Genomic DNA, 20,999 nt, shown 5'->3' with positions numbered 1-20,999 from the left:
GATCATGCCTCGTAAACTCGTTTTGCATCAAACGATGCTCCCAGGTATGGACGATGTTGAGGCGTCGATCAAGAATCTTGCGACTTCAGGAATCGAGGAACGAGGCGCTGTTTTTACGAAACCTGCGATTGTGGAATTTATCCTCGATTTAGCAGGATATCAGGCAGAACATCGCTTGTTTGAAAAGCGATTTTTAGAGCCATCTTTTGGGCATGGTAGTTTTCTCTTGCCGGCCTTGCGACGATTGTTATCGTCTTGGCAACAATTGGGGACTAGCGATCCGGATTCGCTTAAGATGTCGATTTGGGCAATCGAACTACATCCAGATTCCTATGAAAAGACCCGGGCAGCCGTATTAGCACTTCTTAACGACTTTGGGCTGATACGAAGGGTGGCTGTTAAGCTGGTTGACCATTGGCTTGTCCAAGGCGACTTTCTGCTTGAACGGATTCCAGGTGAATTTGATTTTGTTGTTGGGAATCCACCTTATGTTCGGATTGAACGCATTCCCCAAACGCTGATGCGTGAGTACCGGGCACGTTACAAGACGATTTACGACCGCGCCGATATCTACGTCCCGTTCATCGAACGCTCGTTAGACCTATTGGCAGACGGAGGGAAGCTAGGATTCATCTGCGCAGACCGGTGGACGAAGAATCGGTATGGCGGCCCTTTAAGAAGAAAAGTTGCCGAGGGGTTTCATGTTGAGAGTTATGTCGACATGAATTGTGTTGATGCATTTTCCTCAGACGTGATTGCTTATCCAGCAATTACCGTTATCCGGAACTCGAATCCAGGTCCGACGAAAATTGTTTCTAGGGCCAGTGGAGACGAATCATCTTTAAAAATGCTCGCATCTAAATTGAGCAGCGGTACTAAGATCCAAGACGAAGAAGTGGTTACCGTTGAAGCTCTCTCGGATGGGGCTTCACCATGGATCATGACGCAGTGCGATAGCTCTAAACTGCTGCGTCATTTGGAGCATGATTTTCCGACGATTGAACAAACCGGTTGTAAGGTTGGGATTGGTGTGGCTACGGGAGCAGATCGTGTTTTCATTGCACCTTACGATCAACTTGACGTAGAAGAAGACCGTAAGCTCCCTTTAGCGACCACGAAAGATATTGCCGGGGGGCAAGTTGAGTGGCAAGGCCTGGGGGTTGTTAATCCATTTTCAGATTCAGGAAAGCTAGTCGAACTTGATAGGTATCCTAAACTAAGAAATTATCTGAATGCTCGACGAGAAGAACTTTGTAAGAGGCATGTTGTCAAGAAAGCACCGGCAAATTGGTATCGTACGATCGATCGAATTCGGGCAGATCTAGCGCATACGCCCAAACTATTGATCCCAGATATCAAAGGGGCAGCCAATGTTGTCGCTGAAAGTGGCCAGCTCTATCCACACCACAATTTGTATTTCATCACCGCAGGAGAATGGGACATTGAAGCGCTGAAGTTAGTGCTTTCCACCGGGATTGCGTATTTGTTTGTGGCGAACTATTCAACGAAGATGCGAGGTGGCTATCTTCGATTTCAGGCTCAGCACTTACGACGCATTCGTTTACCCATGTGGAGGACGATTGCTGCACCCCTGCAGAAAGAGCTAATTGAAGCAGGCCAAGCAGGAGCTTGGGAGGATGGAATCAGCCTCGTCTCTAAGCTGTATGACCTCACAAAGCCACAGCGATTAGTTCTCGCGTCTCATGCACGTGAGGGGGTGTCATGAGTGTCGATCTCGGTGATTTCGACAAAAAGACTCGCAGGGCAGTTCGACTGTTTTGGCAAGCACGACAATCGGCTGCCGATCGGCAGAAGGACATCGGGCGTTCCGATCAGGGGACGCGTGCTGAAGTGACTGCCGGCAAGAATATGGATGGTTTCGTCCGCCTGATTTGCGATGTGGTAACATCACATGGATTGCCAAAAAGCAGTTTGCATCTGACGAGTTCTCTTCTAACGTTGCCAGGCTTCTATCGTCCAACGAAAAGGTGGGACTTGCTGGTAACACATGCGGGGCGATTGATTGCGGCAGTTGAATTTAAGAGCCAAGTGGGGTCGTTTGGCAATAACTTTAACAACAGGACAGAAGAGGCCATCGGTACAGCAGTTGATCTCGATACAGCATACCGAGAGGGAGCGTTGGGCGACCAAGTGAAACCATTTGTTGGCTGGATGATGTTGCTAGAAGATTGTCCGAAATCCCGTCGGCCTGTTAATGATCGATCCCCTCACTTTCCTGTCTTGGAAGAGTTTATAGGAGCATCCTATGCAGATCGTTACCATTTGCTTTGTAAGAAGCTAATGCAAGAGAAGCTTTGCGACGCTGCGGCATTCATGTTGAGTTCTAAGGTACATGCTGCCAAAGGCACGTACTCGGAGATCGACACTATGACTAGCTTGCGAACTTTTGCCGCACAGTTAGCCGGAAGAGTTGTTGCTGAAATTGCAAGCTAGAGACAACCCTTACGATCGAGATCAATTACAATGTCCCCACCATGCCCACAGCATCATGGGCATGGTCGCGAAACATCAGAGCCAGCATTTAGAACGCATCGCCGGAAACCATTTCGCCGCCGGCGCGGGTGGCGAGGGCTTGGTAGACGGCGACGTCGATCGTTTCGGTGATGAGATGAACCGAACCGTCGGCGAAGACAAAGTTGGTGCCGGCGGGGTGGCGGCTGCCGAAGTCGTCGAGGTGTTGGTGTTCGTGACCGCCGCTGCTGCCATTGTGTTGGTGGTACTGGCTGTTTGGCGGATGGTCAGCAATCCCTAAGATTCGCACAGCCGCTTCTTCTCCGCCACTGACGGCTCCAACCCAGGTGCTAAGTTCGACGTGGTCGCTGTAAAGGGGCGAGGCCCGTTCGCCGATCATCATCGTGTTGCTGGTTCCGTCGATTACGTCCTTCATGCCGTAGCGACCGTTGTGATCGAGCATGCCAGTTCCCATGCACTTCTGGCCTGAGGCCAAGCCTTCGCAGACGTCGATTTCTGTCGTGCCGAAACAGCCGACGTAATTTGCAGAAGCCAGTTCGGTTAGCTCGTTCTCACTTTCGTCGTGAATATGAAAGACCTCCGGTGCGCGATCACTCGGACAGGAATAGGCTTGCATTAGTGTCGTGCGGGCAGCTTGGTTACTAGGGTCCAAGATGCTTAAACGAAAGTTGATCGAATCAGCCAAGTTGCGCTGTTCCATCTGTGGCAAAATCAACGACGCCCAGCCCCAACCAGGGTTGCCGGTGGCCAATGGCGTTTTGTGATCGGTATTGGTCGCGATATAGCCGCTGGGGAACGAGCCAAATGTGTCGTGATAGTTGTGCATTGCCAGACCAAGCTGCTTCAAATTGTTGAAGCACGAAATCCGGCGTGCCGCTTCACGGGCTTGTTGCACCGCAGGAAGAAGAAGAGCAATCAAAACGCCGATGATGGCAATCACCACCAACAGCTCGACGAGTGTAAAACCTTTGCGCGAAGACATTATGCGAATTCTCTTTCGTATGGGCAGCCAAACGCGCGAAGCACGTTGGCGATATTAAATGTAGGGATAGCTTCGGTACACCAGAAGCCCAGACACGAATGGTGCAGAGCTTGAGCGTTCAGGAAACTTAGGCTTAGGGGACAGCCAATTGGTTAGCCCCATGCCAGATTGAAACCGTCTTCCCTAGCGGGACAAACGGACAAACAGCGCCGCAGTGCGCTCGTTTCAAGTTACGCTACCGGAGGAGCCCGGGGAGAATTCGGTCCAAGCCATCGGTTAAGAGTTGGACGCGACGATTGGAGAACAAGCGATTCGAGAGGGATTGATGCGTCGACAAGGTGGGTCGTCGTCGGAGCGATCTGGCCCAGTGTCAAGTGCTGGCAAAGCAAACAGCCGTCGATCGTCAGACGGTGCTGATGACCAGCATTCCAACCAGGGTCTTGGCCGGGCTGGGCTAAGTTGCAATGCGTGTCGGCAACTTGAAGATGACGATGACCATGGTCATCGGCCTGGCCACAGGCACCATGGTGAGCAAGCGTGGCGTGCGACGCCATCAGCCCTGGCAGGTGCGCATGTTCGCAGCCGCTCCAGGCATGTATGGCCTGGCCGAACAGCTGCACCACCAAATAGGTGGTAATCAGAGCGTAACTACCAATGCGTCGCATGGGCACCATAGATAGAGGTTGAGGATCAAACACGATCCATCAGCTATTCTAGGCAGAATAGCTCGCTTGACTCAATGGAATTAGCCGCACTTTATCCTGAATTTGCGGCGGATACTGGCCAGGAAGAGGGGGGAACGAGAAGCTTGACAGAGCGATGGATTGCGGTAGGCTGCGGCTTTCCCCTCCAAAACATGTTTCGTAAGTAGGATGATTGCGATGCTTGCTTCTCCTTGGACACTTAGCCGTGTTCTGACCGTATTGTTGTGCTTGGCAGTGGCCTGCCCAGCATTGGCGCAGGAAAAACGACGCAAGCCGCCGGCGATCGAAAGCGTAAACGAAGCGGTTGCCAAGCATATCAACGACAACGATGTCGCTGGCGCCGTTACCTTGGTGATCGAAGATGGCAAGGTCGTTCACCTCAGCGGGCTCGGCAAGGCGAACTTGAAAGCAGACAAACCGATGCGACCTGGGGCAATGTTCGCGATTGCTTCAATGACCAAGCCGATCACCGCAACGGCCCTAATGACCTTGGTCGAAGAAGGCAAAGTTGGCCTGGACGATCCCGTCTCGAAGTACATCCCGGAGTTCGCCGAGGTGAAACTCGATGGCAAACTGCTCGATAAGCCAATCACGGTTCGCCAGTGCCTGACGCACACCGCTGGTCTCGGTGGAAGCCAACGGGTGGTTGGTTCGCTTGAAAGCACCGCCAAGGAAATTGCTCAGCGACCACTGCGCTACGAGCCAGGTACCAAGTGGGAATATAGCCCTGGGCTTAATGTGGTTGGCCGCGTGATCGAAGTTGCCTCCGGCAAGCCCTACGGCGAGTTCCTGCAAGAGCGTATCTTGGACCCTTTAAAGATGAACGCGACCACCTTTCACCCCAACGAAAAGCAAAAATCTCGGATTGCAACCTTGTACGCAAAAGACAAGGACTCAGGCGAGTTGACCGAAGCGGATAGCTGGATCGGTAACTTCGAGACCGACCCGTACCCCAACCCCAGTGCCGGTTTGTATTCGACAGCTCGCGACTTGTCGAAATTTTACAACATGATGCTCAACGGCGGTTTCTTAGGCGATGCTAAGATCCTCAGCCGCGATTCGGTGAAAGAACTTACCAAGTTGCAAACAGGTGACATCGTTACCGGTTTCACGCCGGGCAACGGCTGGGGACTAGGTTACTGCGTGGTGCAAGAGCCGCAAGGTGTTACCGAGTCGCTCAGCAAAGGTAGTTTCGGTCATGGGGGAGCATTCGGCACACAAAGCTGGGGCGACCCTGAAAAGAAGCGAGCCTATATCTTGCTCGTGCAACGATCGAACTTCCCCAATAGCGATGCCAGCGAGCTGCGCAAGGATTTCCAAAACGCAGCGGCTGCCGCTTTGAACAAGTAAACCTATAATGGAAAAGGCTATCTTCGCTCGGCGCAGATCAAAGTGCGCGGTATCTGCGTCGAGCAAGATAGTTTCTCTTGATGAATCGAACGATTGCGTTTGTTTGTGGGCTCGTGCTGGCACTGCTGCCACTCTCTTTCACCCTGGCCCAAGCCCAGCCAGATCCACCGCTGGTCGATTTGCTGCGCGAGTGGCACGACCACGAAGATAAAATTCTCGCAAAATATCGCTTGGCGTACCTCGAAGAAGATCAGGTCGCGTTGTTGCCACAATCTGGGCAAATCGTGCTTATTCCGCAGGCACGGCTATCCGTAGCGGATCGGCAATGGGTAACGGACCATCCACTTAACCTATTGCGCGGCAAAGTGATCTATGTTGCCGATGGCGACACGATCGTCGTGTTAGACGACAAGAAGACCGAACATCGTATTCGCCTCGATGGAATCGACGCGCCCGAAAGTGGCCAGGCTTACGGTAACAAAAGTCGCCAATCGCTCAACCGTTTGGTTTATGGCAAACAGGTGCTCGTTACTTACGAGAAGAGCGATAGTTATGGAAGAATTCTGGGCCAGGTTTACCTGGATGGGCAATGGGTCAATCGGCAAATGATCACCGACGGATGGGCTTGGCACTATCGTCATTTCAGCGGCGACAAGCAGTTGGCCGAAACGCAGGCCATAGCGGCGGAGAAAAAAGTCGGGCTGTGGCAAGATCACGAGCCACAACAGCCGTGGCGTTTTCGTTTAGATGAGAAGCGGCGGAAAGAAGTGGCCGCTGAGAAAGATCCATCCGAGCCAACGACCCCCACCAAATTCTGGCTTAACACCTCGAGCGGTGTGCGGCACAACGCGTCTTGCAAACACTTTGGCAAGACGAAGCGGGGGAAGTATTGCAACGCCGAAGAGGGCAAACCATGCAGCATCTGCGGCGGGTGAGGATCGCACCACGCCGTTTCCATTGCAGCAACCGCCAAGGATTACGAGGCAGAAGCCTTTTTGCGATGTTGCTGATTGTTCCAGAATCGTGTCCAGAGCGCAACGCGGCGAACCATCGGTAGGATAACCGATTCCAACTGCTCCGGTTCGATTCGCTCTTCGTGATGCAGGAAGAGAGCTCGCGCGTTAGCTGGGATCGTGTTTTCCTTCTTCCCCTTGGTCAGCTTGCGATGCCAAGTATTCAACAACTCGTGCTTATATTCTTGGGGATTCCAGAGATCGATATCGGTCAATCGACCAATTTCGGTGTCTCGCTGGGCTATCGAAGTTCCAAGGAACATAACCCCATGCGGAGAAGTGATTTGCGCCTCGTGCAGGGCCTCGATGGGCGTGGTGGGAAGTAAGGTCAAGTTGGGAAGTGTGTCCCCTTCAAGAGCATCGGTAATGCAACGAAGAAGGTACGTTCCGCCCGCCGACTGGCCATCGAGCAAAACGACGGCAACGGCTTTGCCACCCATGGGTAGGGTTCCTAAAGTCAGAAAGTAAATGGAAGTGTCAGCATACTATTAATGCTTAATCAGTCCCCGTTCCGCAAGGGTTATCGGGGTATATTATCACGTTCTTTACCAATTATGGCAAAGTAATTTACCAAACCTTCAATCGAGCGAAGTTTGTGGGGGCTGATGGGAAAAAGGCTTTTGCAAACCGCGTGCCTAAAAGCAAAGCCCTTTGGTGTTTGTTCCCCTCAGGAAGGTTTGCAAACGGCTTAGCGGAAGGGTACGCTCAGAAGCTTATACCATTCTAACCACGTTTGGTGCCTACCCCACTTTTTTTCTGACACCTCTTCCAGTCGAGAATCTTCCCCATGAACACCCTGCTACGATCGAGCTGCCTCTTTGTGTTGCTGATGGTATCTTCCTTGTCCGCTGCCGAACCAATCAGCGAGGCGATTTGGCCGGAAGGCAAAGTGCCGGGGCTGGGGAAAGGTGAGAAAGAGGAAATTGTAGAGGTGATCGACGAGCGAATTGGTCGCAAGGTGACCAAGGTAACGAAACCAACCGTGACCGTCTATAAGCCTGACCCGGCCAAAGACACCGGAGCGGCCGTCGTAATTTGTCCTGGCGGGGGCTACCACATCTTGGCGTACGATTTAGAAGGAACCGAAGTCGCGACCTGGCTCAACGAGATTGGTATCACTGGGGTGATTTTGCACTATCGTGTGCCTCGGGCGAAAGAAGGCGAACCGCATGAGAATCCGCTGAAAGATGCCCAACGCGCCATTCGTCTGGTTCGGGCGCATGCGACCGATTGGAAGATCGACCCTGACAAAATTGGCATCCTCGGTTTCTCGGCCGGAGGCAATCTGGCTGCCGTTACGTCGAACGCCACAGAGAACACCTACGAAGAAGTCGATGCGGTTGATCAGCTTGATCCTCGCCCGAACTTCGCCCTGCTGATCTATCCTGCTTACTTGAACCCAGAGGGGCAACCAGCCGAGTTGACACCGCAAACCAGCGTTGACGAAAACACGCCCCCGACCTTCTTGGTTCATGCCAGCGACGACCGCGTCTCTGCGACCGGTAGTGCGGCCTACTACTTAGGTCTCAAGCAACACGATGTTCCGGCGGAACTGCATATCTTCCCGCAAGGTGGCCACGGCTACGGCCTGCGCCCCACCGAGCAGCGTGTTACCCAGTGGCCGAAACTGGCCGGCGATTGGCTGTTGAAAGAGATCTTGGTTGAGCCAAAGAAGGAACAGTGAAGCTGACCGCCGATTGATGATCGTGCGGGGCGAAAATTTGGCAGGGTTCATCACGTACAAAGGACGCCTCTCGCAAAGAAAGGCGTCCTTATAGTGGATGCGAAGGTTCGCTAATGCTGGCGACTACTGGGTCGTCACGACTTCTCCGTTGCTGCGGGTCCCAAGGGCGCTGTAGATCGAAGCGTTGATGGTTTCTGTAATGAAGCGGACCGAGCCATCTGCCGAAACGAAATTGCATCCGCCTGGGTGACGGCTGCTGAAGCTGACTTCGTACGCTGCCCAGTTTGGATCGCTATCGGAGGCATCGTTGGGCGAACCTTGGGGACGAGGGTAGTTAATCCGCACGCCGGTCGAGCCACCCATTTCCGACCAGTCCGTTCCTTCCCAGTTGTCGAAGTCGTCGCCACCGATGGCCCAGTGGTCTTTGCGCCCGGTGTTGGCGTTTTCCGATACCGAAGCCAGGGTTTGCAACTGTGGGTCTGGTTCGGCTTCGCCAATCATCAGCGTATTGGAAGTCCCATCGGTGATGTCGGCCATCCGGCAAGCGCCCCCCATGCCCCCTTGAGCAATGCGGGATGTCTTAGAAGGACGCGTGATGAACACGCCGTCGAGTTCATAATGCCCCTTGGTCGGGTGCGAGTTGCCGCTGGCGTCGGTCCACGAGCCGATGCCTGATCGACCCCAGCCTGCACTCGGTTTCCAGTCGTTCGGCTGAATGCCGGTGACCACACCCAGATAGTTCGCTGGCTGCCGAGCGGCCACAAACCAAGGTGGCGAATAGACAGAAGCATCGTAAATCGGCATGGTGACGGTGGACGAAGGACAGGTCATCGCTTCGAGCTTGGTTTGACAAGCAGCAATTTGCCGTTCGGCTGCGTTGGCCGAGGTGATCGAAGGATTGCTCATCGCGGTCCCTGCGGCCCAGTTGGTCGAACCGAAGGTGAGCGCTTCGTACATGTTGGCTTGTTCCATGTACGGCAGGATGAAAGCCGTCCAATGGCCCCCTTCTTGGGCTTCACCGAGCATCGGCAGTTGGTCTTTATAGGTCGAAGCAAAGTTATGTACGGCCAAGCCGTGTTGCTTCAAGTTGTTGCTGCATTGCATTCGCCGCGCGGCTTCGCGAGCTTGTTGCACTGCCGGCAAGAGCAAAGAAATCAAGACACCAATGATCGCGATCACGACCAATAGCTCGACGAGGGTGAACGCGCCTCGTTTCGTGCTGGAAATCGACATGAGAGCTTTCCCTTTGTAGGAGACGTAAGATGTAAAATGAAACGACTATTTGCTAGGAATGTCGAACTCAAAAACGTTCTCGCCTGACTTCACGACAAACTCGACCGGGCTGTTCGTCTTCGAGCCATAAGGAGTCGGAACGATATCTTTGGTAACGAGGCTGCGGTCATCATCCGCTTTTTCCGAAGCGGCCCCGAGTGTGACCGTTTTGCCGCCGCGTATTGCTTGAATGCAAGAGAACGTTACGCGGTAGGTGCCGGCGGCGATGCCAGGCCCAGCAGTAGTTCGCAGCAGCAGCACGCCATCTTTGTCGGTCTCGCCCACGCCAATCGAGAACTGATCTGGATTGCGATCCAGCGGATGAAAATAGACCAGCAACCGCTCGTAGGTTTTGCCATCGAGCGAAACCTTGCCCGTAATCGGATGCAGCGCCGGATCGCCGCAGCCAACCAGCAGACTCAAAAAACCGAGCAAGACACAAAGCCTTCCCACCATGGGTTCTCCTCTTCGGCTTGGCACTGGGCCAAGCCAATCGTGGACCGAGATAAACGACACAAATCACCTGCGGCGATCGATTCGCCCTGCGGGTTTCCAAGAGCTCGAAACCAGGCACTCCTGCCAGCAACTGCAAGCAGGCGTGAAAGACCGCCGTGTTAATGCCGTTTCAGAATAGCCAGATCAGCTCAGGCCAGTAGTGACAATACACGCAATAGATTTGATGTTATGCACGGCGTCTGAAGCGATTGTTAACGTGCGTCTCGCGGAAACTTAGCAGCCGTAAAATCTAGCGATTTGGTAGATAAATGCTCTGCCAACCGGCAGGGAAAACGAGGCAACGATAGAGGGCTTTTAACGTCTCGGCAAAGAGCCTTAGCACGTTTCATGAAGCGAGTGTTAACCAACGACAGCAGGGGAAAGCTCGTTTGAGGTCTGAACGGTTTCTTCATCAAGTGCTGGCTTGCTGGCGAGGCGTGCAAACCAACCGGCAGCCAGATACGGCTGTTGGGGCCGGCAGTAAGAATCCTAGAACTTTGCGCATTGTGTTAGTGCATTCGCGTGAAGCGATGGGGTACGATAAGGCGACATTCGCCAGCCTCTTTATCGTGGGATCATGAAGTATCAGCATCGTATTGGGACCGTTTCGTACACGTTTCCCGATCTTAAAGACGTTCTTGCCAAGGCAACGCCCGAGCGTTCCGGCGATCGACTGGCTGGCTTGGCTGCCGAGAACAACAAGCAGCGAATGGCCGCTCGGCATGTGTTGGCCGATGTCCCCTTGGCTCAATTTCTGCAGGAACTGGTCATTCCGTACGAGTTGGACTCGGTCACACGGTTGTCGGTCGATCAGCACGAGGTCGCAGCGTTTGCCGAGATCAGCCAGTTGACGGTCGGAGAGTTTCGCGACTGGTTGTTGTCGTACGAGACCGACAACGAAGCGATCGCACGCATTCGCCCTGGTCTCTTGCCAGAGATGGTCGCAGCGGTCAGCAAGTTGATGTCGAACCAAGACCTAATCCTGGCCGCCGCCAAGATCCGCGTTGTTTCGCGCTTTCGCGATACCTTGGGGCTGGCCGGGCACTTCTCGACACGGCTGCAGCCGAATCACCCGACCGACGACCCGAAAGGCATTTTGGCCAGCACGATCGATGGCCTATTGTACGGGGTGGGGGATGCGGTCATCGGCATTAATCCCGCCTCGGACGATCCCCGTATCGCGCGGAACCTTTTGGAGATGCTCGACGAACTGCGTGTGCGTTTCGAGATCCCTACCCAAACGTGTGTTTTGACGCACGTGACCACCACCATCGAGCTGATCGAAGCTGGCGCCCCGGTTGATTTGATCTTCCAATCGATCGGCGGCACCGAGGCCACCAACGATAGTTTCGGCGTCACGCTGGCCATGCTGGACGAAGCGTACCAGGCCGGGCTGGAACTGGGACGTGGCAGCGTCGGGCAGAACTGCATGTATTTTGAAACCGGCCAGGGCAGCGCTCATTCGGCCAACGCGCATCACGGGGTCGATCAGCAGACCTGCGAGGTCAGGGCCTATGCCGTGGCGCGGAAGTATCAGCCGCTGCTGGTCAACTCGGTGGTCGGTTTCATTGGGCCAGAATACCTTTACGACGGCAAGCAGATCATCCGAGCTGGTCTGGAAGACCACTTCTGCGGCAAACTGATGGGGCTGCCGATGGGGTGTGATGTTTGCTATACGAACCACGCCAACGTCGACCAAGACGACATGGACAATCTACTGTCGCTGCTGGGCATGGCGGGCTGCAACTTTGTGATGGGGGTGCCAGGGGCAGACGATGTCATGCTGCATTATCAAAGTACCTCGTATCACGATCAGCTTTACCTTCGCGAACTGTTGGGGCTGCAGCACGCCCCTGAGTTCGAAGCCTGGCTACAGGGCATGCACCTGATTGGCGACGACGGCAAGCTTCTTCCCGCAGCAGCACGGCATCGGTTGATGATCCTATGAACCAAAACGACATCTGGGAAAAATACCGGGTGTTTACCCAGGCCCGCATCGGTATGGGACGCACCGGCAGCAGCTTGACCACGAAGCAAATGCTGGACTTTCGCACCGATCATGCTTTGGCCAGCGATGCCGTCTGGGCCGATCTGGATGTCGACAAGCTGCAAACGGAACTGGCAGACCTCGGCCAGGAGGTGATACTGCTGGACAGCCAAGCCCACGACCGGCAGCAGTATGTGCAGCGGCCTGACTTAGGGCGGCTGCTAAGTGATTCCTCGGAGGCCAGCCTGCGTGCGCGACCCAGGCAGCAATACGAAATCAACCTTATCATCGCCGATGGTCTCTCCGCGATCGCTATCGAGCGGAACGCGGTTGCATTGTTGAAGTGCTTGCTTCCGCTGCTGCAGGCTTATCGCCTGGCACCGATTTCTATCGTGCGTCAGGGACGCGTGGCCATAAGCGATTCGATTGGTGATTTGCTGGGGAGTCAGCTCTCGGTCATTTTGATCGGCGAGCGGCCTGGGCTAACGTCTCCTTACAGTATGGGGGTTTATCTTACTTATGCGCCCCGCACTGGAAATACCGACGAACGACGAAACTGCATCTCTAACATTCGCCGCGAAGGCTTGCCCCACGAGCACGCGGCCCACAAGTTGAGCTTTCTGATCGGAGAATCGCTCCGCCGCAAGCTCTCTGGCGTTTCCTTAAAAGACCTATTTATCGACGAACGACTTGATGACCGAACCCAATAGCGAACTGAAGAAAACACTTGGCCCGTTGATGCTGTGGGGGCTCGGCGTCGGCTACGTGATCTCTGGCATGTACTTTGGCTGGAACTTGGGCCTGGCCGAAGGAGGAACGCTCGGCTTGGCCGTGGCGACTTTCTTTATCATCATTATGTATGTCACCTTTACGTTCAGTTATACGGAGATGGCCTGTGCCATTCCCAAAGCTGGCGGGGCGTTCGACTATGCCCGCTTGGGGCTGGGGAAGCATTGGGGATACCTGGCCGGGATCGCCCAAAGCATCGAGTTCGTCTTCGCCCCACCGGCGATTGCCTTTGCGATTGGTGCCTATCTCAACGCGTTCTTTCCGCAGTTGAACGTGACTGTGATTGCCATTGGGGCCTATGTGATCTTCACCGGGCTGAACATCGTGGGGGTGCGTTCGGCGGCTTACTTCGAGTTGTTCGTCACCGTGCTGGCCGTGCTCGAATTGCTGCTGTTCGCCGGGGTAAGCTATTCGGCATTCAAATTAGAGAATCTGACTATCAACGCCTTGCCCAACGGCTGGGAAGGGGCATTCCGCGCGATCCCATTTGCAATCTGGTTTTTCCTGGCGATCGAAGGCGTGGCGAATGTGGCCGAGGAAGCCAAGAACCCGCAACGCGATGTGTTGTGGGGTTTTGGCTCGGCGATCACCACGCTGGTGGTGCTTTGCCTGCTTGTCTTCACCTCGGCGGTCGGCGTGGCTGGTTGGGAAGCGATCGTCTATCCCAGTCCTGGGGCCGAGCCGTCTGATTCACCGTTGCCGTTGGCCTTGGGACATATCGTGGGGGAAGGGAGCGTCTTGTATCACCTGCTGATCACGATCGGCTTGTTTGGATTGATTGCTTCGTTCCACGGTATCATCCTGGCCGCTAGCCGTTCCACCTTGGAACTAGGACGCGAGCATTACGTCACGCCGTTTGTCGGCGTGGTGCATCCCCGTACCAAGACACCCGTAAACGCATTGCTGGTGAACACGGGAATAGGGATTGTCGCCCTGTTAACCGGCAAGACAACCGAGATTATCACGATTGCCTGCTTTGGGGCCCTGACGTTGTACGTGGTGTCGATGATCGCCTTCTTCGCCCTGCGTAAGAACCACGCCGACCTCGAGCGTCCTTTCAAGGTGCCCTTCTATCCCATCTTTCCGGCGGTCGCGTTGGTGATTGCCATGATCTCGCTGATCGCACTCAGCGTCTACAACTGGGAGCTTTGCCTGATCTATGTGGTGATCGTGGCGGTCGGGTATGTCGGTTTCCTGAAATATCAGAGCCTCCGTGCGAAAGAGGTTCAGCTCGCCACCGAGAGCGAATAAGCCAGCCGCCTGCCCCAGGGCAGCGTCTGCTGCTGGCTCGGCTACAAGCTGCGTAGAAAGTGGAGCAGATCGTCGAGTTGTTGCTGGCTGAGTTCGGTCTGCAACTGGTGTCCGTGAACCTCGAAGACATCACGTAGCGAAGTGACGCTGGCATCGTGGAAGTAAGTATCGCGATGGCCGATCCCGCGAAGTGATGGTGGGTTGAACGCGCGGTTGCGTTCTTTGTCTTCCATGCCCACGTCGTACAGTTCTGGCGCGGTGTACTTGGGTGGGGCGTGGCATTTGATGCAGTTCTGGCGCAGGAAGATCTGTCGGCCGTGCTCGACCGCGGCCTGATCGCGGGTCGCTTGCAACTGGTCGATCGGAGGGGGCAAGGGCAAGCTGGCCATGTAGGTCGCCAATGCCTGAGCGTCTTCGTCCGCCAGTTTTCCGCCGTGCATCGTCAGTTCGACCGACTTGTGGGCCTGAGCTTTCAGCGTATCGGACACGCCCAGCCAGCCGAAGGGCGCCGTGTCGGCCTTGCCCAGCAGCGAGAGAATCCGTTTTGGCGCGCCGTAGGAACGATCGCTCAGGTTGTCGCTGGCCAGGCCATTGGTGTGGCCGTCGGTATGGCAGCTATGACACGACATCCACCCTTCCATCGACAGCCGAGCATTGTGAAACAGCTTCTCGCCACGTTCCCGTTCTGTCAGCTCGCGCTGCACGCCCAGGGGAAACTTGCCGCTCGTTTTGGCGGTCTTTAGGTTGACCGTCGAAATCGAATCTTCAAAACCATTGGCGACGTAGGCGATATCTTTCTCGGGCGAAACGACCACGGCGGTGGGATGCTCGCCGACGGTAGAGCGGAACAGCCCGTACGACTCGTGTTTGCCGATGCCCACTTGGCCGGTGCCGCCCATCGTAACGATGGCCTGGTCGGCGTCGATCACGGCAATGTCGGTTGGGTCTCCGCCCCCCTTGCCTGGCTGACCAATTGGGTGCATGAACCCTTCTCTGTAAAAATCTTCTTCCGGGTTCAACACCCGCGCTAGGTCTACCCACCGCAGGTCGTTGCTCATCACCAGGCCCCAGTGGATATCGTTGCTATTGGTTACGGCCAGGCTGTTGAGCATTTGATGGGCGAACAAAAGCTTGGTCTGATCCTGAGAAAGAACCATCGCCCGAATATTGTGCGCCGGGAACTCGCGGACATGCCGCAGCGTGAACGAGGCCATGTCGACCAAGCCCAGTTTGCCGCCGAAGTTGTCAGCGGCCAGCAACGTTTGACCGGTTGGTTCAAACAAGACTTCACGCGGCGAGAAGGGCAAGATCAATTCTTTTTCAACGGAAAGCTGCTCGTCGTCGAGTTTCAACAAGACAAGCTTGCGCGGCCAGACACAGCTCACCACAATTTGGGAGCCAGCAGGAGAGACAGCCGCGCGAACCGGCGAGTAAGGCAGCGGCACTCGCCCCAGTTCCGTTAGTTGGCTATCGATCAAGTGCAGGAGAATCGCTTCTTGCTGGACCGGATCGATCGCTAGCAGCCGGTCGCCAGAAAGCAGGGTTAAATGAACCAGACTTCGGCTGACCTTCCACTCGGCCACAACGCGCTGCTGCAGGCGGTCGACGATGGTTAGGGTGCCACTCCCTCGGTTGGCCGTCAACAAATAGTGGCCATCGGGGGTCAGCACCATGTCTTCCGGTTGGCGGTAGGCAGGCTGATTCGGATCGATACGTTCTGGCGCGGCACCTTGCGCTAGATTGGCAAGCAGACAGCACAGCGTAGCAAGAAGCGTTCGGGTCATATGACAATTCAGGGGGATGGCGACGAAGGTGGGATTCTTACGATTTTCCCATAGTGGCTCACTTCGGACAAGCCAAATCGGGCGAAACAGGGGAGATGAAAAGAAGGACAAGCGAGATTACGATAGAGGGATTACCCCCAGACCTGGAGCACCCACGATGATCTCGTCTAAACTTGTTCTTTCGGCCTTGGCCCTCTGCAGCTTGCTGCCGCTAGGTTCGTTGGCCAATGCCCAAGATAGCAGCCAGCCCTTTTACATCGGCACTTACACCAAAGGGGACAGCCAAGGCATCTATCTAAGTTCCTTGAACTTGGAAGATGGTTCGCTCTCTCAACCGGTCCTGGCCGCCGAACTGGATAACCCTTCGTTTCTGACCATTAACGGGGATCACACCCATTTGTATGCCGTGGGTGAGGTCTCGAACTTCAAAGACAAAGCGTCCGGAGCCGTTTCAGCTTTCGCGATTAACGAAGACGGCACGCTGAAGCTGCTCAACCAGGAAGCTTCTGGGGGACGCGGTCCTTGCCACATTCTGCTGGGCCCCGACGAGAAGACCGTCTTGGTGGCCAACTACGGGGGTGGTTCGTTTGCCTCGTTGCCAGTGACCGAGGACGGCAAGCTAAAGCCAGCGGCAAGCGTGATGCAGCAGGTTGGTTCCAGTATCGACAAAAGCCGCCAGCAAGGGCCACATGCCCATGGCATGTATTTGGTGCCAGGCACTAAATTGGCGTTGGGTGTTGATCTGGGTGTCGACAAGGTGATGATCTATGACGTGACCGACGAGGGGGAACTCAAGCCACACGACCCAGCGTTCATCGAGATCAAGCCTGGCTCAGGGCCGCGGCACTTGGCCACCAACCAAGCGGGCGACAAGATCTATGTGCTGAACGAAATGGCCTCGACGGTCGACGTGTTTGAGTTCGATCCGCAGACCGGCAACAGCAAGCACGTGCAGAAGTTGTCGACGTTGCCGGAAGATTTCGACGGTAGCAACACGACCGCTGAGATCTTTCTGCACCCCAACGGCAAGTGGCTTTACTGCTCGAATCGAGGTCATAATAGCGTTGCCGTGTTTGACGTCGATCAGGAAACGGGCAAACTTACCTTTGTCGAGCACGTGAGTTCGATGGGCGAAACCCCACGCAGTTTTCAGATTGCCCCCCAAGGCAAGCACCTGCTGATCGCCAACCAAAATTCGGGCAATATCGTGGTCTACGAAATCAATCAAGAGAACGGCACGTTGAAGTCCAACGGACATCAGATCGACGTTCCCGATCCGTGCTGTATCGATTTTCGCTTCGATTAGCCCGTAGGGTCCGCTGTGCGGACCAATGGCTCGTTTGGAACCGGTGATGTATCCGTGGTGCGCATAGCGTACCCTACGGGACGGGCGAAGGTTTGTGCTGGTTATTTCCTGATTGAAAAGTTGAGGACTACTTTGCGAACGCTGGCTATCGGTGACATTCATGGATGCCTCACCGCCCTGGATACCTTGCTGGAATTTGTGGACCCGGCGGTAGAAGACCAAATCGTCACGTTGGGGGACTACGTCGATCGTGGTCCCGATTCCCAGGGAGTGATCGAACGGATTCTGGCTTTGCAGAAGCAGCACAGCGTGGTCTGCTTGCGCGGTAACCACGAGATCATGATGCAGGAAGGTCGCCATGACGAGATGGCCTTTCACACTTGGGCGATGTATGGGGGTGAAGAAACGCTGCTTTCGTACGGTCCGCCGGAAGAAGAGTTTCTGCCAGAGCACATGGCCCGCATTCCGGAATCGCATTGGTTGTTTCTGGATGAAACGTGTCGGCGTTACCACGAGACCGACACCCATATCTTTGTGCATGCCAACGCCTGGCCTAGTTTGTCGCTGGCAGATCAGTCCGATTCGGTCCTCTTTTGGGAACGCTTTGCCAACAACGGCCCGCACTGTTCCGGCAAGACGGTGATCTGCGGGCACTCTTCGCAGAAGTCGGGCTGGCCGCTCAACGTGGGGCATTCTATCTGTATTGATACCTGGATTTACGGGGACGGTTGGTTGACTTGTTTGGATGTCGCCAGTGGCCAGTTTTGGCAGGCCAACGAAAAAGCAGAGCGGCGAACCGGGCTGCTAGCGTAGTTGCTAGCGGCTTCAGAAGGGTGATATCACGATCCAAAACGCGCTTGCGGGTCCAAAGCGGGCAAGGTCGTTTCTCTTGCCCTTGACCCTATTTGGCAATCCTCCTATCGTTTCGCTTGCCGCGTTTGAGCGAGTGCAGGAAACACTGGAACCGGACGTGGCCTAAGTCCGAAAAACAGCAAGGAAGTCAGGGATGACGACAGCAAACAAAGGCCCGGCCTCAACCGGTGTTTCTCAAGTTCCACTGCTCGATATCGGCCGCGGTAACGCGCCTCTGAAAGAAGAGTTCATGGCCGCTTTCGAGTCGGTTCTCGACTCTGGCCGGTTTCTGTTTGGCCCGGATGTGTTCGAGTTGGAAGAAACCTGCGCGACCGCTTCGCAGACCAAGTTTGGTATTGGGTGTGCCTCAGGCAGCGACGCCCTGCTGCTGGCGATGATGGCCTTGGAAATCGGCCCCGGCGATGAAGTGCTGGTGCCGAGTTTTACCTTCTTCGCGACGGCCAGTTGCGTCTGGCGTTTGGGAGCCAAGCCGGTGTTTGTCGACATCGAACCAGGCTCGTACAACATCGACCCAACTCGCCTGCAAGAGCAGATCACGCCCAACACCAAAGCGATCATTCCGGTGCACTTGTTCGGCCAATGTGCCAACATGACCGAGATCAACAAGATCGCACAAATGCATGGCATTCCGGTGATCGAAGACGCCGCCCAAGCCATTTTAGCCGAACACAACGGACAGCGCGCCGGCAGCATGAGCCTAGCCGGTTGCATCAGCTTCTACCCCACCAAGAACCTGGGTGGCATGGGTGACGGCGGGATGCTGGTCACCAGCGACGAAGCGTTCGCCAACAAGTTGAAGTTGTTGCGTGGCCATGGCATGGAGCCACGTTACTACCACCAATTGGTCGGGATCAACAGCCGTTTAGATACGCTCCAGGCTGCCGCCCTGAATGTCAAAATGAAGCACATGGCGGCCTGGACCGAAATGCGTCGACAGAACGCCCAAAAGTACACCCAGTTGTTCGCACACTGCGGATTGGATTTGGTGGTTGGTTTGCCGACCGAAGAAGCAGGCAACCATCACGTTTGGAACCAATACACGATTCGCGTTCCGCGTGGTGGCCGCGATCAGCTTCGCAAGCACCTGGCCGATCACAAGATCGGCAGCGAGATCTACTACCCGGTCCCGCTGCATCAGCAACAATGCTTCGCCAGCTTGAAAGAAGATCTTTCCCCGCTGCCGGAAACCGAAAAGGCTGCTGAGGAAGTGTTGGCTTTGCCCATCTTCCCCGAGCTGACCGACGCCGAACAACGAGCCGTCGTGTCGTCGATTGCCCGCTTTTACGGCATCGAAGCCAACCTCGAGGCTCCGCAGCAGCGCAAAAGCGCTTAGGGCCTGGACCTCGCCGACCCTAGTCGGACGATTCAACCAACAAAAGGAACGCCTACCCGCGTTCCTTTTTTCGTTTCGAAAGCGATGCTCTGCCAACGGAGGCAGCGGTTGCTAACGCCAGCGTACCCGGCAAACAAGAACGACGCGAAGTGAAACCTTTAACGTGGCGAGGTGTCGCAACGCATTCCAAGCATGATGCAAGCTGCTAGAACCACAAGATGAAGGCAAAGAGTGGTGCGACGCGGGCATTATACCGCTGTGCCTAATTGAGAATTGTGCATTTGCACCAAGCCAATTTGTTCGTGGGCAATTCCACCTGATTATTCGATTGGCGGCAGAGTCCGCAATAAGAAGGCTGCGAAGGCTATTCCAGCAATTTCGTGTTGTCTAACGAAACGGTTTCCAGAGCGGTTTCTTGAGCGGGCCTGGTTTTTCGGGCGAAGATTCGTCGCTGACTTTTGCGGGGTTGGCCGCCGTGCGGGGGCCGGGAAGCGGGATCGTGGCTGGCGTCCAGCTTTGCGAAGTGCCTCCACGCAGATCGATCTTGATGTCTTTCTTCTCTTGCAGCACTTCGCCATCTTCGGTGGTGAAGCGGACGTGCAACTGCAGATTTTCGTGTTCAGGCGGGCCTTCGGTCCAAGGAATTTTCAGATGAACCCCTTTGCCCAGCAATGTGCATTGTAGGTGATCGGCGGAGTAGGTGGCATCGAAATCCCAGCGGTCGACGAACGCTTCTTTGCCAGAGTAGGTCGGATCGAGCAGGACTACCGAGACGGGGCCGGCCACGTCAACATATTGTCCATCTGCGTTTTGCGGTTCGATTACCACCATCACGCCGTCGTCGCCTGGCTTGGTGTCGACGTTGTAGCCGCCGGTCAGCTTGGAATTGAGCGAGATCTTAGTGACGACGCGATCGGTCACGACTTCCTGCAGCGGCAGCAACTCTTCCAGCATCGGCCCGGCCATTAGTTCAGGACCAGGAGCTACGCTTTCTAGTTCGGGCAAATTACTCGACATGCCCATTTCAATCACCGGGCTCATCGAGTTTTCGAGCTCTTCGATGTTGATATCCATCGAACGGGAAGCTGGCGCGGGTACCAACTCTTCTTCGATCGAAGCGGCCGTATTGCCTTGCGGCAGACCAAGTTGTTTGCGGAGCGTTTCGTTCTCGCGGCGGAGCGAAGCGATTTCGGCTTCCTTCCGCTGCACGATGTCGTGCAGGTGATAGACCTTGTCTTCCAGGCCGCGCGATTCGTGTTCGAGCAATTGGACAGACGGATCGGTGGAACGGCAACCACCGACGATGGCGAACAGCGATACCCAGATCGCAGCGAGTCGAATTGCAGTAAAACGTGATAGCACGTCGCTGAAACTTTCCTGGCAAATTGGCCACGTGACGTCACGATTGGTTAAAGATCCTGACGCGCATGCGGCATAAGTACGATAAATGACGACCCAGGTCAAACCCAATGCCGCGATAGCATGCGGTAATTTGCGATTCCCGGCGGAGCGTTGAATTGCTTGCTATCAAACCCGCCAACTAGAGGATACGCGAGCGGCTAGCGATGCAATCGATGCATGGGAGTTTTCCCTTAATCAATAAAGTTGTTTCTAGTTTTCCAACGTTCTGGACTCTCGCTTAGTAGTCAAAGTGAAATCGATTTGGCCAAACGCCGATGGTAT

General features: G+C 55.1%; 18 protein-coding genes. 11 read left to right on the top strand and 7 right to left on the bottom strand.

The genetic code is table 11. From position 1 onward, the window contains the following. Positions 1-46: 46 nt before the first annotated feature. Positions 47-1,726, top strand: a complete 1,680-nt coding sequence (locus DTL42_RS07380; RefSeq protein WP_234824115.1) for an Eco57I restriction-modification methylase domain-containing protein — start codon at positions 47-49, stop codon at positions 1,724-1,726. Beyond that, positions 1,723-2,454 (top strand): PaeR7I family type II restriction endonuclease, encoded by a 732-nt coding sequence (locus tag DTL42_RS07375; RefSeq protein WP_114368078.1) that lies wholly within the window; start codon positions 1,723-1,725, stop codon positions 2,452-2,454. Before DTL42_RS07380 ends, DTL42_RS07375 begins: the two co-directional genes overlap by 4 nt. A gap of 88 nt (positions 2,455-2,542) precedes the next feature. On the opposite strand, the gene DTL42_RS07370 is transcribed toward DTL42_RS07375, so the two are convergent. Both DTL42_RS07370 and DTL42_RS07365 read right to left on the bottom strand, forming a co-directional pair. Continuing rightward, positions 2,543-3,475: a DUF1559 domain-containing protein gene (locus tag DTL42_RS07370; RefSeq protein ID WP_114368077.1), complete on the bottom strand. Its 933-nt coding sequence runs from the start codon at positions 3,473-3,475 to the stop codon at positions 2,543-2,545. Between the two features lie 230 nt (positions 3,476-3,705). Next, a complete protein-coding gene (locus DTL42_RS07365; protein WP_114368076.1) occupies positions 3,706-4,140 on the bottom strand; it encodes a hypothetical protein in 435 nt (144 codons plus the stop codon). Between the two features lie 216 nt (positions 4,141-4,356). Here DTL42_RS07365 and DTL42_RS07360 point away from each other — a divergent pair, with 216 nt between their 5' ends. Continuing rightward, a complete protein-coding gene (locus tag DTL42_RS07360) occupies positions 4,357-5,529 on the top strand; it encodes a serine hydrolase domain-containing protein (protein WP_114368075.1) in 1,173 nt (390 codons plus the stop codon). An 80-nt stretch (positions 5,530-5,609) separates the two neighbouring features. Then, positions 5,610-6,464: a thermonuclease family protein gene (locus DTL42_RS07355; protein WP_114368074.1), complete on the top strand. Its 855-nt coding sequence runs from the start codon at positions 5,610-5,612 to the stop codon at positions 6,462-6,464. A 41-nt stretch (positions 6,465-6,505) separates the two neighbouring features. Here DTL42_RS07355 and DTL42_RS07350 read toward each other — a convergent pair whose 3' ends face one another. Further along, on the bottom strand, positions 6,506-6,982 hold the full coding sequence (locus DTL42_RS07350) for a hypothetical protein (protein WP_114368073.1): 477 nt from the start codon (positions 6,980-6,982) through the stop codon (positions 6,506-6,508). A gap of 347 nt (positions 6,983-7,329) precedes the next feature. Here DTL42_RS07350 and DTL42_RS07345 point away from each other — a divergent pair, with 347 nt between their 5' ends. Then, on the top strand, positions 7,330-8,226 hold the full coding sequence (locus DTL42_RS07345; protein ID WP_114368072.1) for an alpha/beta hydrolase: 897 nt from the start codon (positions 7,330-7,332) through the stop codon (positions 8,224-8,226). A gap of 123 nt (positions 8,227-8,349) precedes the next feature. Here DTL42_RS07345 and DTL42_RS07340 read toward each other — a convergent pair whose 3' ends face one another. Together DTL42_RS07340 and DTL42_RS07335 are read right to left on the bottom strand one after the other, a co-directional pair. After that, positions 8,350-9,459, bottom strand: a complete 1,110-nt coding sequence (locus tag DTL42_RS07340) for a DUF1559 domain-containing protein (protein WP_114368071.1) — start codon at positions 9,457-9,459, stop codon at positions 8,350-8,352. A 45-nt stretch (positions 9,460-9,504) separates the two neighbouring features. Further along, positions 9,505-9,954, bottom strand: a complete 450-nt coding sequence (locus tag DTL42_RS07335; protein ID WP_114368070.1) for a hypothetical protein — start codon at positions 9,952-9,954, stop codon at positions 9,505-9,507. A 616-nt stretch (positions 9,955-10,570) separates the two neighbouring features. Between DTL42_RS07335 and DTL42_RS07325 the strand changes: the two genes are divergently transcribed. From DTL42_RS07325 to eat, 3 genes are read left to right on the top strand one after another with little or no spacing between them, the layout of a single operon-like run. Next, positions 10,571-11,941: an ethanolamine ammonia-lyase subunit EutB gene (locus DTL42_RS07325; RefSeq protein ID WP_114368068.1), complete on the top strand. Its 1,371-nt coding sequence runs from the start codon at positions 10,571-10,573 to the stop codon at positions 11,939-11,941. Next, positions 11,938-12,690 carry an ethanolamine ammonia-lyase subunit EutC gene (gene eutC, locus DTL42_RS07320; protein ID WP_114368067.1) on the top strand — a complete coding sequence of 251 codons (753 nt, stop codon included), beginning with the start codon at positions 11,938-11,940 and terminating at the stop codon, positions 12,688-12,690. Before DTL42_RS07325 ends, eutC begins: the two co-directional genes overlap by 4 nt. Beyond that, on the top strand, positions 12,674-14,020 hold the full coding sequence (gene eat, locus DTL42_RS07315; protein ID WP_114368066.1) for an ethanolamine permease: 1,347 nt from the start codon (positions 12,674-12,676) through the stop codon (positions 14,018-14,020). The genes eutC and eat overlap by 17 nt, the downstream gene beginning before the upstream one ends. Positions 14,021-14,061: 41 nt before the next feature. On the opposite strand, the gene DTL42_RS07310 is transcribed toward eat, so the two are convergent. Then, complete coding sequence (locus DTL42_RS07310; RefSeq protein ID WP_114368065.1) at positions 14,062-15,804, bottom strand: cytochrome c peroxidase; 1,743 nt, start codon at positions 15,802-15,804, stop codon at positions 14,062-14,064. A 157-nt stretch (positions 15,805-15,961) separates the two neighbouring features. Here DTL42_RS07310 and DTL42_RS07305 point away from each other — a divergent pair, with 157 nt between their 5' ends. The 3 genes from DTL42_RS07305 (at position 15,962) to DTL42_RS07295 (ending at position 19,316) form a co-directional block, all read left to right on the top strand. Beyond that, positions 15,962-17,110 carry a lactonase family protein gene (locus DTL42_RS07305; RefSeq protein ID WP_158545274.1) on the top strand — a complete coding sequence of 383 codons (1,149 nt, stop codon included), beginning with the start codon at positions 15,962-15,964 and terminating at the stop codon, positions 17,108-17,110. A gap of 54 nt (positions 17,111-17,164) precedes the next feature. Next, positions 17,165-17,923 carry a metallophosphoesterase family protein gene (locus tag DTL42_RS07300; protein ID WP_234824114.1) on the top strand — a complete coding sequence of 253 codons (759 nt, stop codon included), beginning with the start codon at positions 17,165-17,167 and terminating at the stop codon, positions 17,921-17,923. Between the two features lie 193 nt (positions 17,924-18,116). Next, the gene (locus DTL42_RS07295) at positions 18,117-19,316 is read left to right on the top strand and encodes a DegT/DnrJ/EryC1/StrS family aminotransferase (protein ID WP_114368062.1); all 1,200 of its coding nucleotides are present in this window, start codon (positions 18,117-18,119) and stop codon (positions 19,314-19,316) included. A 387-nt stretch (positions 19,317-19,703) separates the two neighbouring features. Here DTL42_RS07295 and DTL42_RS07290 read toward each other — a convergent pair whose 3' ends face one another. Next, the gene (locus DTL42_RS07290) at positions 19,704-20,678 is read right to left on the bottom strand and encodes a hypothetical protein (protein WP_114368061.1); all 975 of its coding nucleotides are present in this window, start codon (positions 20,676-20,678) and stop codon (positions 19,704-19,706) included. Positions 20,679-20,999: the final 321 nt, after the last annotated feature.

The organism is Bremerella cremea, assembly GCF_003335505.1.
GTDB lineage: Bacteria > Planctomycetota > Planctomycetia > Pirellulales > Pirellulaceae > Bremerella > Bremerella cremea_A.
Note: the sequence above shows the minus strand (reverse complement) of the source record. Positions and strands in the feature narration are given on the sequence as shown.